The sequence below is a fragment of the Nocardia vaccinii NBRC 15922 genome (genome assembly GCF_001613305.1).
Lineage (GTDB): Bacteria > Actinomycetota > Actinomycetes > Mycobacteriales > Mycobacteriaceae > Nocardia > Nocardia vaccinii.
The window spans coordinates 71,093-86,053 of the sequence record NZ_BDCC01000062.1; the positions used below are offsets into that span (position 1 = coordinate 71,093).

Annotated in this window: 18 protein-coding genes; 6 read left to right on the forward strand and 12 right to left on the reverse strand. The window is 66.5% G+C overall.

Annotated elements, in window-relative coordinates; translation table 11 throughout:
• Positions 1-35 precede the first annotated feature (35 nt).
• Positions 36-2,063, reverse strand: coding sequence for an MDR family MFS transporter (locus NV1_RS33045; RefSeq protein WP_067900559.1), 2,028 nt, complete (start codon positions 2,061-2,063; stop codon positions 36-38).
• A gap of 207 nt (positions 2,064-2,270) precedes the next feature.
• Here NV1_RS33045 and NV1_RS33050 point away from each other — a divergent pair, with 207 nt between their 5' ends.
• The 3 genes from NV1_RS33050 to NV1_RS33060 all read left to right on the forward strand — a co-directional run bounded on the left by NV1_RS33050 (position 2,271) and on the right by NV1_RS33060 (position 4,109).
• Complete coding sequence (locus tag NV1_RS33050; protein WP_067900562.1) at positions 2,271-3,146, forward strand: oxidoreductase; 876 nt, start codon at positions 2,271-2,273, stop codon at positions 3,144-3,146.
• Positions 3,147-3,282: 136 nt separating this feature from the next.
• A complete protein-coding gene (locus NV1_RS33055; protein ID WP_067900565.1) occupies positions 3,283-3,708 on the forward strand; it encodes a transcriptional regulator in 426 nt (141 codons plus the stop codon).
• A complete protein-coding gene (locus NV1_RS33060) occupies positions 3,705-4,109 on the forward strand; it encodes a DUF3817 domain-containing protein (protein WP_067900568.1) in 405 nt (134 codons plus the stop codon). Before NV1_RS33055 ends, NV1_RS33060 begins: the two co-directional genes overlap by 4 nt.
• 6 nt (positions 4,110-4,115) lie before the next feature.
• On the opposite strand, the gene NV1_RS33065 is transcribed toward NV1_RS33060, so the two are convergent.
• The 11 genes from NV1_RS33065 to clpS all read right to left on the reverse strand — a co-directional run bounded on the left by NV1_RS33065 (position 4,116) and on the right by clpS (position 10,701).
• The gene (locus NV1_RS33065) at positions 4,116-4,379 is read right to left on the reverse strand and encodes a Txe/YoeB family addiction module toxin (protein WP_067900570.1); all 264 of its coding nucleotides are present in this window, start codon (positions 4,377-4,379) and stop codon (positions 4,116-4,118) included.
• Entirely contained in the window at positions 4,376-4,639 is a 264-nt protein-coding gene (locus NV1_RS33070; protein ID WP_067900677.1) for a type II toxin-antitoxin system Phd/YefM family antitoxin, read from the reverse strand. Before NV1_RS33070 ends, NV1_RS33065 begins: the two co-directional genes overlap by 4 nt.
• 60 nt (positions 4,640-4,699) lie before the next feature.
• Positions 4,700-5,305 (reverse strand): non-canonical purine NTP pyrophosphatase, encoded by a 606-nt coding sequence (locus tag NV1_RS33075; protein WP_067900573.1) that lies wholly within the window; start codon positions 5,303-5,305, stop codon positions 4,700-4,702.
• Positions 5,305-6,069, reverse strand: coding sequence for a ribonuclease PH (gene rph / locus NV1_RS33080; protein ID WP_067900575.1), 765 nt, complete (start codon positions 6,067-6,069; stop codon positions 5,305-5,307). The genes NV1_RS33075 and rph overlap by 1 nt, the downstream gene beginning before the upstream one ends.
• Positions 6,070-6,264: 195 nt before the next feature.
• On the reverse strand, positions 6,265-7,029 hold the full coding sequence (locus tag NV1_RS33085) for a cyclic nucleotide-degrading phosphodiesterase (RefSeq protein ID WP_067900576.1): 765 nt from the start codon (positions 7,027-7,029) through the stop codon (positions 6,265-6,267).
• A 72-nt stretch (positions 7,030-7,101) separates the two neighbouring features.
• Complete coding sequence (locus NV1_RS33090) at positions 7,102-7,794, reverse strand: rhomboid family intramembrane serine protease (RefSeq protein ID WP_084526126.1); 693 nt, start codon at positions 7,792-7,794, stop codon at positions 7,102-7,104.
• Between the two features lie 91 nt (positions 7,795-7,885).
• On the reverse strand, positions 7,886-8,848 hold the full coding sequence (locus NV1_RS33095; protein ID WP_067900581.1) for a PLP-dependent cysteine synthase family protein: 963 nt from the start codon (positions 8,846-8,848) through the stop codon (positions 7,886-7,888).
• Between the two features lie 6 nt (positions 8,849-8,854).
• On the reverse strand, positions 8,855-9,133 hold the full coding sequence (locus NV1_RS33100; protein ID WP_067900584.1) for a MoaD/ThiS family protein: 279 nt from the start codon (positions 9,131-9,133) through the stop codon (positions 8,855-8,857).
• Between the two features lie 34 nt (positions 9,134-9,167).
• A complete protein-coding gene (locus tag NV1_RS33105) occupies positions 9,168-9,590 on the reverse strand; it encodes a M67 family metallopeptidase (RefSeq protein WP_067900585.1) in 423 nt (140 codons plus the stop codon).
• A 195-nt stretch (positions 9,591-9,785) separates the two neighbouring features.
• A complete protein-coding gene (aosR, locus tag NV1_RS33110) occupies positions 9,786-10,355 on the reverse strand; it encodes an oxidative stress transcriptional regulator AosR (protein ID WP_067900588.1) in 570 nt (189 codons plus the stop codon).
• A 22-nt stretch (positions 10,356-10,377) separates the two neighbouring features.
• Positions 10,378-10,701 carry an ATP-dependent Clp protease adapter ClpS gene (clpS, locus tag NV1_RS33115; protein WP_067900680.1) on the reverse strand — a complete coding sequence of 108 codons (324 nt, stop codon included), beginning with the start codon at positions 10,699-10,701 and terminating at the stop codon, positions 10,378-10,380.
• A 164-nt stretch (positions 10,702-10,865) separates the two neighbouring features.
• Here clpS and NV1_RS33120 point away from each other — a divergent pair, with 164 nt between their 5' ends.
• The 3 genes from NV1_RS33120 (at position 10,866) to NV1_RS33130 (ending at position 14,860) form a co-directional block, all read left to right on the forward strand.
• A complete protein-coding gene (locus NV1_RS33120; protein ID WP_067900590.1) occupies positions 10,866-12,179 on the forward strand; it encodes a nicotinate phosphoribosyltransferase in 1,314 nt (437 codons plus the stop codon).
• Positions 12,180-12,219: 40 nt separating this feature from the next.
• Complete coding sequence (gene pncA, locus NV1_RS33125) at positions 12,220-12,786, forward strand: pyrazinamidase PncA (RefSeq protein ID WP_067900593.1); 567 nt, start codon at positions 12,220-12,222, stop codon at positions 12,784-12,786.
• A gap of 103 nt (positions 12,787-12,889) precedes the next feature.
• Positions 12,890-14,860, forward strand: a complete 1,971-nt coding sequence (locus NV1_RS33130; RefSeq protein WP_084526128.1) for a neutral/alkaline ceramidase — start codon at positions 12,890-12,892, stop codon at positions 14,858-14,860.
• The last annotated feature ends 101 nt before the right edge of the window (positions 14,861-14,961 follow it).

Sequence of the window (14,961 nt, forward strand, 5' to 3'; positions counted from 1 at the left end):
TCCGGGAGGCGGGCGGTCTCGCCACCCGGAACCGTTCAGACCCGCGCGGTGAGCAACTCCGGACGCTCGGATTCGTCGAGAAGTTTGCCGGCGATATTGTCCAGGGCCTTGTCGAACAACGCCCGGTCGTCCGGATTCGCGCAGTCCCAGTCGTCGATCCGGCCACACACCCAACTGCGCCAGGCGGCCTTGATGCGATTCGACTCGGCGAGTCCGGCCGCGGTGAGTTGCATTCGCGGGCCGTCGAATTCGATCGTCCCGAGTCGAACGGCCTTGTCGTACACGGGTTCCAGAACCTCGGGCGGCAGCCAGTGCGCGCGGGCGATGGCATCCAAGGTGGCTTCCCCCCGCGCTCTGCGCAACATCTGCACCTGCCCGATCGCCCACGCCTGATCCCTGGTCAGCGAGGTGCCCGAGGCGGCCAGGATCATCGGATCGGGCAGTTCGTCGGTGCGCAGCTTGCGCATCAGACTCGCCAGTGCGTACTCCAGGCGCTTCACCGAATCGGCGGAATCCGGCACCGAGAATCCACCGCCGACATCCGCAGCCTCCGCACGCATACTGTCGCGCAACGGAACTTCTTTCAGCAGCCATGCGATCAGGAACCCCACGACCGCCACCGGCACGACCCAGCGGAATACGTAATCGATCGAGATGGCGTAGGCATCGATGATCGGAGCCGCCTGCGCCTCGGGCAATTTGCGCAACAGCTGCGGACTCTGCGCGGTCTCCGCGGAAACTCCGGGCGTGCGGGCCAGCGCCTCGGCCAACTCGGCCCCGATCCGATTGTTGTACAGCGTGCCGAAGATCGCGGTACCGAAAGTGCTTCCGAGAGTGCGGAAAAAGGTCACCCCGGAGGTGGCGGTCCCCAGATCCGAATAGGGCACGGTGTTCTGCACGACGATGGTGAGCACCTGCATTGCCAGGCCGATGCCCATTCCCAGCACCAGCATGTACAGCGATTCGAGCCAGATCCCGGTACTGCGGCCCATCGTGGACATCAGATACAGCCCCAGCGCCATGACCGCGGTCCCGGCGATCGGGAAGTACCTGTAGCGTCCCGTCCGGCCGACCACCTGACCGGAAATGATCGATGTGGTGAACAGACCCGCCACCATCGGCAACGTCCGCACCCCGGATGCCGTCGCCGACACGCCGTCCACATATTGCAGATAGGACGGCAGATACGTCATCGCGCCGAGCATCGCGAAGCCGACGATGAACGACAGGGTCGAGCAGACGGTGAAGACGTTGCTGTGGAAAAGGTGCATCGGCAGCATCGGCTCGGCCGCGCGCAGCTCCACGAGGACGAACGCCGTGAGCAGAATCGCGGCGGCGATGAGCAACCCGATGATGGTGGTCGATCCCCACGGATACTGCTGGCCGCCCCATTCCAGGCCGAGGATCAGACAGCTCACGCCGATCGCGACCAGGGCGATGCCCGCATAATCGATGACCGGCCGGATCACCGTGCGCACACGGGGAATCACCCGCGCCGCGATGATGATCATGATGATCGCCAGCGGGACGTTGACGTAGAAGCACCACCGCCAGCTCGCGTGGTCGGTGAACAGGCCGCCGAGCGTCGGACCGACCACGGTCGTGACGCCGAACACCGCGCCCAGCGCTCCCTGATATTTGCCGCGTTCGCGCAGCGGGATGACGTCGGCGATCAGCGCCATCGAGGTCACCATCAGTCCGCCCCCGCCGATCCCCTGGATGGCCCGCGCGATGATCAGCAGCAGCATGCCGTTGGACAGTCCGGCGATCATCGAGCCGACGATGAAGATCAGCGCGCTGAGCTGGAAGACGAGTTTGCGGCCGAACAGATCGCCGAATTTGCCGGCGAGCGCGGTCGCCACGGCCTCGGCGAGCAGGTAGGACGTGACCACCCACGCCATATGACCCGGACCGCCGAGATCGGCCACGATCGTCGGCAGGGCGGTGGAGACGATGGTCTGATCGAGCGCGGCCATGAGCATGCCGAGTACGACCGTGATGAAGACGACATTGGCCCGGGTACGACTCACGGGAGCCGAGGCGTCCACGACTGCGGGGGCCACCGGTCATCAGCACAGTATGTGCCGGAACCGGCGGTTCGGAAGCCAGGACACGAACCGCGGCCGGTACGATCGGCCCTCAGTGACCTGCCGCGACGCGCGGGAAGCATGCTACTGGGCGACCCCTTTCCGCAAACCTTACTCCAAAGTAATATCCCCGGCGGGCAGCAAGGCGCTGCCCGGACGACCACACCAGCAAAGGTCCGCGCAATGGCCTGGAAACCCAGTGAAATTCCCGATCTGACCGGCCGCACATTCGTCATCACCGGCGCGAACGGCGGCATCGGCAAGAACACCACGGCCGTACTGGCCGGTAAGGGGGCCAGCGTGATCATGGCCTGCCGCAACACCGTCACCGCGCAGCGGGTCGCCGACGAGATCGACGGCGAGGTCACAGTCGCGGCGCTGGATCTGGCCGATCTGTCCTCGGTCCGCGAATTCGCCGAGCACACCGGTGAATTCGACGTGCTGATCAACAACGCCGGGCTGATGAACATACCGTTCTCACGCACCAAGGATGGATTCGAAACCCAATGGGGCGTCAACCATCTCGGTCATTTCGCGCTGACCGGGCTGCTACTGGACCGGGTCCGCGACCGGGTGGTGACCCTGGCCAGCATCGCGCACCGCCAGACGCCCAAGCTCTGGATCGACGACCTGAACTACGAGCACCGCCGCTATCAGCGCAATCTCGCCTACGCCCAGTCCAAGCTGTCGAATCTGATGTTCGCCCGCGAATTGCAGCGACGCCTGAGCGAGGCGGGATCGGCCAAACGATCCTATGCGGTGCATCCCGGGGTTTCGGCGACCGATCTGTTCACCCGGACCGAAACGCTCATCGACAAGGTGGCCAAGCCGGCGATCGCGCTGGTCGGGCACTCCCCTGCCCGCGCCGCGCACTCGAGCCTGTTCGCGGCGACCATGCCCGATGCCGACCCGAACCAGTACTGGGGCCCGACCCGGTTGTTCGGCAGCCAGGGGCCGGTGCAGGCGTCACCGTCGAGCAGGCTGTCCGCGGACCGAGACCTGCAGCGCCGCCTGTGGGACGAGTCCGAGCGGCTCACCGGGGTGCACTACACGTTCTGACCGCATCATGGTCCCGGCACCGCACGAGCCCGGCCGTCACCCCGGTCGCGGCCGTCCTTCCGGGGTGACGGGTCATCGCCCGCCCGGAGCGGGCCTGCCCCTACGGAACGTGTAGTAGACGAGTACCGTAGAAGCCGTGTCCGCTCCGCACCGCCGTCCCGCGCTGATCATTCTGGTGATCGTCGCGGCACTGACCTGCCTCGCACTGGGCTGGTGGCAGTGGGGGCGATTCCAATCCGGGACCGGGACGGGGCAGAATCTCGGCTACGCATTGCAGTGGCCGCTGTTCGCCGGATTCGTGGTGTTCGCCTACGTGCGATTCGTCCGTCTCGAACGCGAGGCCGACACTCCCGAGTCCGAGCGGCCCGAGATCGTGAAACCCGCTGTGCAGCGCGAGATTCCGGCTGGCATCCTGCCCGAGCGGCCGACCGTGCGGCCCGTGCAGGATCCGGTGCTCGCCGAATACAACAGGTACCTGGCCGATCTGCACGCCCAGGACCTGCACGAGCAGATGCGTGCGGCCGGGCTCGATGCCCGCGAGACCGAGAGGAGCGCCGGTTGAGCGCCAGCGACAACATCGAAACCGCCGAAACGAGCACACCCGCGGCGACTCCGGCCCCGGAGGCCCCGGCCGCACCCGCGCGCGGCGCATCCGCGGCGAAGGTCCGTCCGGCATTCCTGCGCTACCGCGTCCTGGCCTGGGCCACCGGTACCTGGCTACTGTTGCTGTGCGCCGAGATGATCGCCAAGTACGGCTTCGGCGTGCACACCCCCAACTGGATCGCGGTGGTCCACGGCTGGGTCTACTTCGTCTATCTGATCGTCACCGCTGACCTTGCCGTCAAGGTCCGCTGGCCCGTCGGCCGCACCATCGGCACCCTCCTCGCGGGCACCATCCCCCTGCTGTCTTTCTTCGTCGAACACACCAACGCCAAGCAGGTCAAACAGACCTACAACTTCTGACCTGAATCAGCGGCCGTAGTGGAATCGGCAAGCGACGATCACCATGTCGTCTGCGGTGATGGTGTACACCAGGCGATGCTCCTGGTTTATTCGCCTGGACCAGAATCCGCTGAGATCGCCTCGGAGTGGTTCGGGCTTTCCGATCCCCTCGTTTCCGTTGCGGCACGTGTCCGCCACCAACTGGTTGATGCGCCGGGGAATCTGACGATCATCACGCTGCCAGTACAGGTACTCCTCCCACGCCTCGGGGTGGAAGGTGACCTTCCTCATTCGGCCTCGTCCTCGAGCAGCTCGTGACGCTCGCCGACACCATCGCGCAGTTCTGCGATACGGCGCGTGAGAATACGAGCATTGGCAGCACTCGACAGCAGATACGCTGTCTCACGCAATGATTCATATTCACGCTGCGGAATCATCACGACATTTTCTCCACCCGGACGAGTGATCACGACCTCCTCCTGATCGTTGATCACCGCGTCGAGCGTGGCCGCATATGCCGCCCTGGACTCCGACATCGTCATGATCTTCATCTTCACCTCCATGTACACAATATTGTACATAGATGGCCGCGGGTCGCGGAAGATCCGTAATTACTCGGCGAGGGCGGCCAAGGCCGGGAGCAGGGCGCGCAGGGCGCGGCCGCGGTGCGAGGCGGCGTCTTTCTCGGCGGGGGTGAGTTCGGCGGCGGAGACGGTGCCGCCGTCCGGGACGAACAGGGGGTCGTAGCCGAAGCCGCCCTCGCCGGACGGTTTGCGGGCGATATGACCGGGCCATTCGCCGAGCATGACGACCTCGCGGCCGTCGGCGACCAAGGCGCAGGCGGAGACGAAACGGGCGCCGCGACGCTCGTCGGGAACGTCGGAGAGCTGACCGAGCAGCAGGTCGTTATTGGCCGGGTCGTCGCCGTGCCGGCCGCACCAGCGCGCGGACAGCACGCCCGGCATACCGTTGAGCGCGTCCACCGCGATGCCGGAATCGTCTGCGACACAAGCCAATCCGGTGGCCGCCGCGCCGTCGCGGGCCTTGGCCAGCGCATTCTCGGAGAAGGTCGCGCCGGTTTCGGGGGCCTCCTCGTACGGGGGCACCTCGTCGAGTCCGACGATCTCGAGCCCCTCGACACCGGCCTCGGCCAGAATCCGCCGCAGCTCGCCGAGCTTCTTGCCGTTGCGGCTGGCGACCAGTACCCGGCGCGCCACTACTTCTTCTTCTCCGGCTCGGGCAGCACACCCGGATACGGCTGCGCCAGCGCCTCCTTCTGCACGGTGAACAGCTGCTCGCATCCGGCCAGCGCGGAATCGAGCAGCTTGTCCAGCGTGGAGCGCGGGAACGTCGCACCCTCGCCGGTGCCCTGGATCTCGACCAAGGTGCCGGTATCGGTGGCGACCACGTTCATATCGACCTCGGCGCGCGAATCCTCCTCGTACGGCAGGTCCAGGCGGACCCGGCCATCGACCACGCCGACGCTCACCGCGGCGATCATGCAGGAGATCGGCTGCGGGTCGGCCAGGCGCCCGACCGCCGCCAGATAGGTCACCGCATCGGCCAGCGCGACGTACGCGCCGGTGATCGCGGCGGTGCGGGTGCCGCCGTCGGCCTGCAGCACGTCGCAATCGATGGCGATGGTGTTCTCCCCGATCGCGGCCAGGTCGATACAGGCGCGCAGCGAGCGCCCGACCAGCCGGCTGATCTCCTGGGTCCGGCCGCCGACCTTGCCCTTGACCGACTCACGGCCGCTGCGGGTGTGCGTTGCCGCGGGCAACATCGCGTATTCTGCTGTGAGCCAACCCAATCCGGAGTCGCGACGCCACGGGGGAACCCCGTCGGTGACGCTCGCGGTGCACATCACCCGCGTCTGTCCGAACTCCACCAGCACCGACCCGGCGGGATGAGTGGTGAATCCCCGGGTGATGCGGACCTCGCGGAGCTCATCGTCCGCCCTGCCATCGGCTCGTCTCGACACAGCCAGCAGACTAACCCGCCTCCCCGCGCCTCGCTCCACTCCCCCGCCTCCCCGCGACTTCAGCGTGCCGTTGGGTGCCCGGAGATTTGCGCTTCGGGCCGGCGGTTGGGAGTGTGTTCGAGTTTTGGGCGTTCCCGGGGAGTTACCCATGTATGTACGAAATCAGCAGTCGTCATGAAGCCAATTCCGGCGTGGTCAGATATCGAAGACCTCACCGGGCGATACCGCGTGCACCGGACCGGTGAACTGTTCCTTGGCCTCGGCGATGACGTCCTCGCGCGAGGTCCACGGCGGAATATGGGTCAGCAGCAGCTCACCCACCCCGGCCTGCGCGGCGATCATCCCGGCCTCGGTGCCGGACAGGTGGATACCCTCGGGACGATTGCCCGGATCGTGCGTCCAGGACGCCTCGGCCAGCAGGACGTCCGCACCCTGCGCGAGTTCGAACACCGCCGGGCACAGCGCGGTATCCCCGGTGTAGACCAGGGTGCGCCCGGCCTTGGTGGTGATCCGCAGACCGTACGACTCCGGCGGGTGATACATCCGGCGCGCGGTGACGGTATGCCCAGGCCCGAAGGAGATCGACTCGCCCTCTTTCCAGTACTGCATATCGATCACATCGGACCAGTCGTCGCATTCCCCGCCGACCTCGGCCGAGGCGTTGCCGATCCGCAGTGGCGCATCCGAGGGACCGCGCACGATCGCCTGCCCGGTCGGCGGATTCGGGTGGTACCGCCGCCACACCAGCAGACCCGGCAGATCCAGGCAGTGGTCAGCGTGCAGATGCGTGAGGAAGATATCGACCTCACCCGGATCCAGATGACGTTGCAATGCGCCCAGAACACCGGGACCGAAATCGATCACCGTCGGAGTCATCTCGGGGCCGGTCAGCAAATAGCCGGAGGCTGGGGAATCCGGGCCGGACACACTGCCCGAGCACCCGATGACGGTAAGGCGCATTCCCCCATGCTGCCACGCTGCACTACTGGTCAAGAGGGGATCCCCCAACTCGTCGGCCGGGCTCCGCAGTCGTCACGGCGAGGCGAGGCGGCCGACACTACCCCCGCGACGATGACGACGTTCATCTCCGGAGAGTACCCAACCGGATATCAGTCCACCCAACGCGCCGAAAAGATGTGCTTGCCATGAGATTCCGGCCTGCCCGGGCAGCGCGCCCCACAAAATTCCGCCGTACAGCAGTCCCACGATCACGCCCAGCACGATCTGCCAGACGTTGCGCGCGAACAACCCTCGCGAGATCAGATACAGCAGCCACCCGAACACCAGACCCGACGCACCGATCGTGACCGTCCCGGAAGCGCTGATCAGCCAGGCGCCGAAACCGCTGACCACCCAGATGATCGCGGTCGCACTCAACCCGCGGCCGATACCGGTCAGCAACGTCAGCAGTCCGAGCACGATCACCGGCAGCGTATTGCCCACCAGATGTGCCCAGTTCGCGTGCAGCAGCGGCGCGAACGCCACCCCCTCGAGCCCCGCCGCGCTGCGCGGCCGGATCCCGGCCCGGTCCAGACCGTGCCCCGCGATCACGTCGATCCCCTCGATGGCGTACAGCAGCGCGACGAACCCGAGCGTGAGCGCGATCGCCCGCGCCCACAACTGTTTGGTCGCCGCGCGCGACACACTCCCGGACGTCTTGTCCAATTGCGCGCGCAGGCCCGCGATCCGATCCGGATCGAACGACGATCCCATCCCGGCGGTCATCGGACCTCACCTCCTCGCAAGGTCCTCCGGCGTCCTGCCGGTTCGGCAAACCGGACCTCACCCCTACGAGAGTACTGCTGGATTTTCGGCCTCAAGCCCAGAGTTGGCCTTCCAGTTTGTCCTCGGCCTCTTCGAGAGTGCCGTCGTACGCACCGGTCGACAGATATTTCCACCCGCCGTCCGCGACGACGAAAGCGATATCCGCGCGCTTACCCGCTTTCCTCGCCTTACCCGCCACACCGAGTGCGGCGTGCAGGATCGCGCCGGTTGATATGCCCGCGAAAATCCCTTCCTGCAGCACCAATTCGCGGGTGCGGCGCACGGCATCGTAGGGCCCGACCGAGAAACGAGAGGTGAGCACGGATTCGTCGTAGAGTTCCGGGACGAATCCCTCATCGAGATTGCGCAGGCCGTAGACGAGTTCGCCATAACGCGGCTCGGCGGCGACGATATCGATATCGCGAACCTGTTCGCGCAGATAACGTCCCGTACCCATCAATGTTCCGGTGGTTCCCAGCCCGGCCACGAAATGCGTGATCTCCGGCAGATCGGCGAGAATCTCCGGCCCGGTGCCCTCGTAATGCGCCAGGGCATTGGCGGGATTGCCGTACTGGTACAGCATCACCCATTCGGAATTCTCCGCGGCGATCTTCTTGGCCAGCGCCACAGCCTGATTCGAGCCGCCCGCGGCCGGTGAATCGATGATCTCCGCGCCGAACATGGTCAGCAGCTGACGACGTTCCACCGAGGTGTTCTCCGGCATCACGCACACCAGGCGATAGCCTTTGAGCTTGGCCGCCATCGCCAGCGAGATACCGGTATTGCCGCTGGTCGGCTCGAGAATCGTGCAACCTGGGCGCAGCAGACCCTGCGCCTCGGCCTGTTCGATCATCTTCAAGGCGGGCCGGTCCTTGATGGAACCGGTGGGATTGTGGTCCTCGAGTTTGGCCCACAGCCGCACATGGTCATCGCCCTCCCACTGCGGGGACAGCGAGCGCAGACCCACCAGGGGCGTGTTGCCGAGGGTCTCGATCAGCGATTCGTAGCGTGCCACGGGAATTCAGCGTGCGCCGCCGGCGACCGCCGGCAGGATGGTCACGGTGCCGCCCTCGGGCACCTCGGCATCGAGGCCACCGGTGAAACGCACGTCCTCGTCGTCGACGTAGATGTTCACGTACCGGTTCAGCTTGCCGTCCTTGAGCAGCCGATCGCGCAGGCCGGCGTGGTTGGACTCGAGGTCGTCGATCACCGCGGCGAGCGTCGCGCCGGTGGCGTGCACCCGCTTCTCACCGCCGGTGAGAGGACGCATGATGGTCGGGATGGACACGGTTACCGGCATGGGGACTCCTTGATTCTTTCCTGGTCGGGAGGGATCACGCGCTGACATAGGCGGGCACGATCCGGACTGGTTCCTCGGTGACCTCGCCCTCGAGGATCCGGTAGCTGCGCAGCTCGTGCTGCTCCGAATCGCGCGTGGAGATCAGCACGTAGTGGGCGTTCGGCTCGGAGGCGTAGGAGATGTCGGTGCGGCTCGGGTACGCCTCGGTCCCGGTGTGCGAGTGATATACCACGACCGCTTCCTCGTCACTGTCGTCCATCTCGCGCCACACCCGCAACTGCTCGCCGGAGTCGAAGCGGTAGAACGTCGGCGAGCGCTCGGCGTTGATCATCGCGACGAACCGCTCGGGGCGATCCGAGCCCTCCGGCCCGGCGATGATCCCGCACGCCTCGTCCGGATGATCGGCCCGAGCGTGCGCCACCATCGCGTCCACGAGATCGGCCCTGATCACCAGCACTGTCGCATCCCTTTCGTTCGAACCCCGCGATTTCCGCACCGCGTGGGCCGGAACGCTGTCCTCAACGGCCCAGAATATTCGGCTATTCCCAGGTCCTACGCCGCAGCCCCCGCATTTCCCACGACGTCCCGGGAAATCCGGTGGTCGCGGGATATGTCAATACTTTCGCGCAGTGAGATTCGAATCAGGAATTTCCTAGGGGGCCAGCGCACTCAGCAAGGAGTCCTGCATCCAGGTGAGCCAGTGATACACGTCCAGATGCGGGGCGCGCGGATCGTCCGGGTGCAGCCGGTCGGGCGTGTCGGCGTCGATGCCGATGGCCGTGCCCAGGGCCAGCCGCACATCGTTCAGCGCGGTCAGCCAGGCATCGGCCTGTTCCGGGGTGATCAGGATCTTGCCGCCGTGCGCGGGCAGGGTTTCCAGCACCACCGAGCCCGCGGCCACCTTTCGGTCGATGATGTCCGGCTCGTGCAGGCTGCGCAGGGCGCTGTTGAGGTCGGCCCGGTCGGCATCGGGCGATCCGGATTCGGGGCGGTGGAAATCCGGCAGCAGGCGAGCCAGCCGGGGATCGTCGGGGGGTGCGGCATTGCCGATTCGTAGCCCGGTCAGCGCGGCCAGCTCGTCGTCGGGACCCGAGGAAGCTCGTTCGGTGAGCAGCCCGGTGACGGCCCCGACCAGCGAGCGCAGCACGTCGGCCTCCCGCGAGTCCATCTCGGACCGCAGCTTGAGCCCGCTCAGCGAGTTCTTTCTGCTCCACTTGCGCACGGGATTACGGTAGTCGCCCGTCTCATTCGTCACGTTGCATGGTCGCCCAGAGGCCCGCGGCGTGCAGACGCTGCACGTCATGTTCCATTCTGTCCCGCGAGCCCGAGGACACCACCGCCTTTCCCTCGTTGTGCACCTGCAGCATCAATTCGGTTGCTTTGCCTTTGCTGTACCCGAAGAGCTTCTGGAAGATGTAGGTGACGTAATGCATCAGATTCACCGGGTCGTCCCAGACCACCGTCACCCACGGCCGATCTTCCGCCTCGAGGATCTCGGTAGCCTCGACCGCCTCGGGAACGGCCTGCCCCGCCATCATCACCCTCGGGCCCGCTCCGTGCACCGCCATCGCGTTCACTCCGCCCGAATCGGCGGCGAACCGGACGGCGTCCTTCATGCACAAGCCCATAACCTTCAGGGTACGACTCGGCCCCCGAGAAACAACACCCGACCGACGTCGTTTCGGCGCGCTCACCGCGCGATCCTCGCGCCGATTCTGTCTACAGTGGCGACGTGGACACCGCACATGTCGCAACCAGCACAGCGCTGCTGACCGACCAGTACGAACTCACCATGCTCGCGGCCGCCCTGGCCGACGGATCGGCGCATCGGCAATGCACCTTCGAGGTATTCGCACGCCGATTGCCGCACGGCCGTCGATACGGCGTTGTCGCGGGTGCGGCACGAATGCTGGAAGCGCTGGCCGAATTTCGTTTCCGCGAGCCGGAACTCGAGGTCGCCGCGAAATTCCTGGACGCGGGCGCGACCAACTGGCTGCGCGATTACGAGTTCCGCGGCGATATCGATGGTTATCGCGAGGGTGAGCTGTATTTCCCGGGTTCGCCGGTGCTGTCGGTGCGCGGCACCTTCGCCGAATGCGTGCTGTTGGAAACGCTGGTCCTGTCGGTCCTCAACCACGACAGCGCGATCGCATCCGCGGCCGCGCGCATGGTCAGCGCCGCGGCCGGACGGCGGATGATCGAGATGGGCTCGCGGCGCACCCACGAGCTGGCCGCGCCGTCCAGTGCGCGGGCGGCCTATCTGGCCGGGTTCGACGCCACGTCCAATCTGGAAGCGGTGCGCCGCTACGGTGTTCCCGGCGCGGGCACCAGCGCGCACGCGTTCACCCTGCTGCACAGCGGTCCGGACGGTGCGCACGAGGCCGCGGCCTTCCGCAGCCAGATCGAGGCGCTGGGCATCGGCACCACCCTGCTGGTGGACACCTTCGACATCACCCAGGGCGTAGCCACCGCGATCGAGGTCGCCGGGCCCGAATTGGGCGGTGTGCGTATCGATTCCGGCGATCTGGGGGTGCTGGCCCGGCAGGTGCGCGATCAGCTCGACGCCCTCGGCGCGACCCGCACCCGCATCGTGGTCTCCGGCGATCTGGACGAATACGCGATCGCCGCACTGCGCGCGGAACCGGTCGACGCCTACGGTGTCGGCACCTCCCTGGTGATCGGATCGGGCGCGCCGACCGCCGGAATGGTGTACAAACTGGTCGAGGTCGAGGGAGTGCCGGTGGCCAAGCGCAGCAGCCACAAGGAGTCGCGCGGCGGCACCAAGCGCGCGGTGCGGCTGTCCCGGCACACGGGCACGATCGTCGAGGAGATCGTCTATCCCGCATCGGGTCCCGCGCCGGAGACCGACGGTTTCGAGGCACGCGAACTGCTGGCGCCGATGGTGCGCGGCGGCAAGATCATCGACCACCGCCCGTCTCTCACGGACGGTCGCGAACTGGTCGCGCGCGGGTTGGTCAGCCTGCCGTGGGAGGGTTTGAAGCTCTCGCCCGGCGAACCGGTCATACCCACCACCTTCCTGCGGTGACCCACCACCGGCACCGGCACGTGAAATCGAGGTACCAGAAATGACCAGGGCACTCATCGTCGTGGACGTGCAGAACGACTTCTGCGAAGGCGGTTCGCTGGCCGTCACCGGCGGCGCGGCGGTGGCCGGGCGGATCAGCGAATACCTCGGCGCGAGCGACTACGCCGCGATCGTGGCGACCCGCGACTATCACATCGATCCCGGCGCACACTTCTCCGACGAGCCCGACTACGTGGACAGCTGGCCGCCGCACTGCCGCGTGGGCACGCCCGGCGCGGACTTCCACCCGGATCTGGACACCGCCCCGATCGAGGAGGTGTTCTCCAAAGGCGCTTACACCGCGGCATATTCGGGTTTCGAGGGCAGCGACGAATCCGGCAAACCACTCGCGGACTGGTTACGCGAGAAGGGGATCGACGCCGTCGACGTCTGCGGTATCGCCACCGACCATTGCGTGCGCGCCACCGCCTTGGACGCTCGCGCGGCGGGCCTGCGCACCCGGGTGCTGTTGGATCTGACCGCGGGTGTGTCACCATCGACCACCGAGACCGCGCTGCGGCAGATGCGCACCGCCGGAATCGAACTCACCGGACACGCCGAATCATGAGTGGGCATTCGCTCTGCGGGCAGCCCCTCGCACGACTAGTTTGGCGGTGTTGAAGACTGGACCAGGTCCACAGGCCGGTTCCAACATTAGGGAAGACGAGGTCATGTCCGACACCAACTACTCGACCGACCGACATCGGGTCGGGCGCGCGATCGCCGATATCACCGGCGAACCGGCCGAGGCTGGGATGCTCGGATACGGCATGGCCGATCAGAAGAGCTCCGGCATCCACACCCGATTGCGTTCGCGCGCCTTCGTATTCGCCGATCCGATCACCGATCACCGGGTGCTACTGATCATCAACGATCTGCCGCTGATCTTCTCCAGCATCACCCAGGAGGTGCTGCGCCGACTGGCCGGTCGATTCGGCGAGACCTACAGCGAATCCAATGTGATGATCACCGCCACGCACACCCACTGCGGGCCGGGCGGCTATTCGCATCACCAGCTCTACAACAAGACGACCGACGGGTTCCGGCCCACGACGTTCCGCGCGATCGTCGAGGGCATCGTGGAGGCGGTCGAGCGCGCGCACGAGGATCTGGCCCCGGCCACACTGCGCCTGGCCCACGGCGAACTGCGCGATGCCAGCGTCAACCGCTCACGTGCGGCATTCGATCGAAATCCGCAGGCGGACAGGGATTTCTTCCCCGACGCGATCGATCCGCAGACCACCCTGCTGCGCATCGACCGCGACGGCGAGCCGGTCGGCGCGATCGACTGGTTCGCCGCGCACAACACCTCGATGACCAATCGCAACACGCTGATCAGCGGCGACAACAAGGGGTACGCGGCCTACCATTGGGAACGCATCGTCGAGGGTGTGGACTATCTGGTCGATTCCGAGGATCCGGATTTCGTCGCGGCGTTCGCGCAGACCAACGCCGGTGACGTCTCGCCGAATCTGGACGGCGCACCCGGTCACGGCCCGACCAACGACGAGGTCGAGAACACCCGCATCATCGGCCTCCGCCAGTACGAGGCCGCCGCGAAACTCTCCGACGGGTACATGCCGCGCATGGCCGGGGATATCGACTGCCGGTTGATCCACGTCGACCTGTCCGCGATGACGGTCTCCGCGGAGTTCACCGGCGACGGCAGCGAACACCGCACCGCCAAGCCCGCCGGGGGCGCGTCCGCCTTGGCCGGTGCGAGTTTCGACGGCCCGACCAACTGGAAGACCTTCCACGAGGGACGTAACCCGTTGTGGGACTGGATGTCCCGAATCGCGTACAGATTCAACTCGAAACTGCGGGACGCGCAGTCGCCCAAGACGATCGTCGCACCGAGCAGCCTGCTCAACCGCTTCGGCGGACCGTACGTGCAGGAGATCGCGCCGGTTCAGCTGATCCGGATCGGCGAGCTGTTCCTGATCGGCATCCCCGGTGAGGTGACCATCACCGCCGGTCTGCGCCTGCGCCGCACGGTGGCCGAGATCATGGGCGCGGAGTTGCCGAACGTCCTGGTCGCCGGGTACGCCAACGCGTACATCCACTACATCACCACCCCCGAGGAGTACGACGCACAGCGGTACGAGGGCGCGAGCACGCTGTTCGGCCGGTGGGAGCTCCCGGCCCTGCAGCAGGTGGTGTCCGGGCTGGCGACCGCGATGCGCGACGGACAGCCCGTCTCGCCCGGCATCTGCGCCCCCGATCTGGCAGATCAGCAGAAACCGGCGAAAACCGCGGTGCCACCGGACTTTCCGCCCGCAGGCAAACATTTCGGCGATGTGATCACCGAGCCCGAGGACTCCTATCGGGCGGGCCAGAAGGTCGTCGTCGAATTCGCCGGCGCCCACCCCAACCGCGATCTGCACCGCGGCGGCACCTACCTGATGGTGCAACGCTACGACGCGGGCCGCTGGCGCCCGGTCGCCGACGACGGCGACTGGGCCACCACCTTCCGCTGGCAGCGCGGCCCGGCCTCGAGTTCGCTGGTCACCATCACCTGGAACAGCCCGGCGGACACCCCCGAGGGCAGGTACCGGATCCGCTACTACGGCGATTCGGAAAGCCACAGCGGCGAACGCACCCCGTTCACCGGGACATCGGCAGAATTCGAAATCCGTAGCTGAGCTGAACTGGTGGCCTCCGCTTCGCGCCGGCGGGTTCGCGCCCCTTCGGGCCTCCTCGCTCGGCCCCGTGTCGGGCACTCGTTCCTCGCAGTCGCCACGCG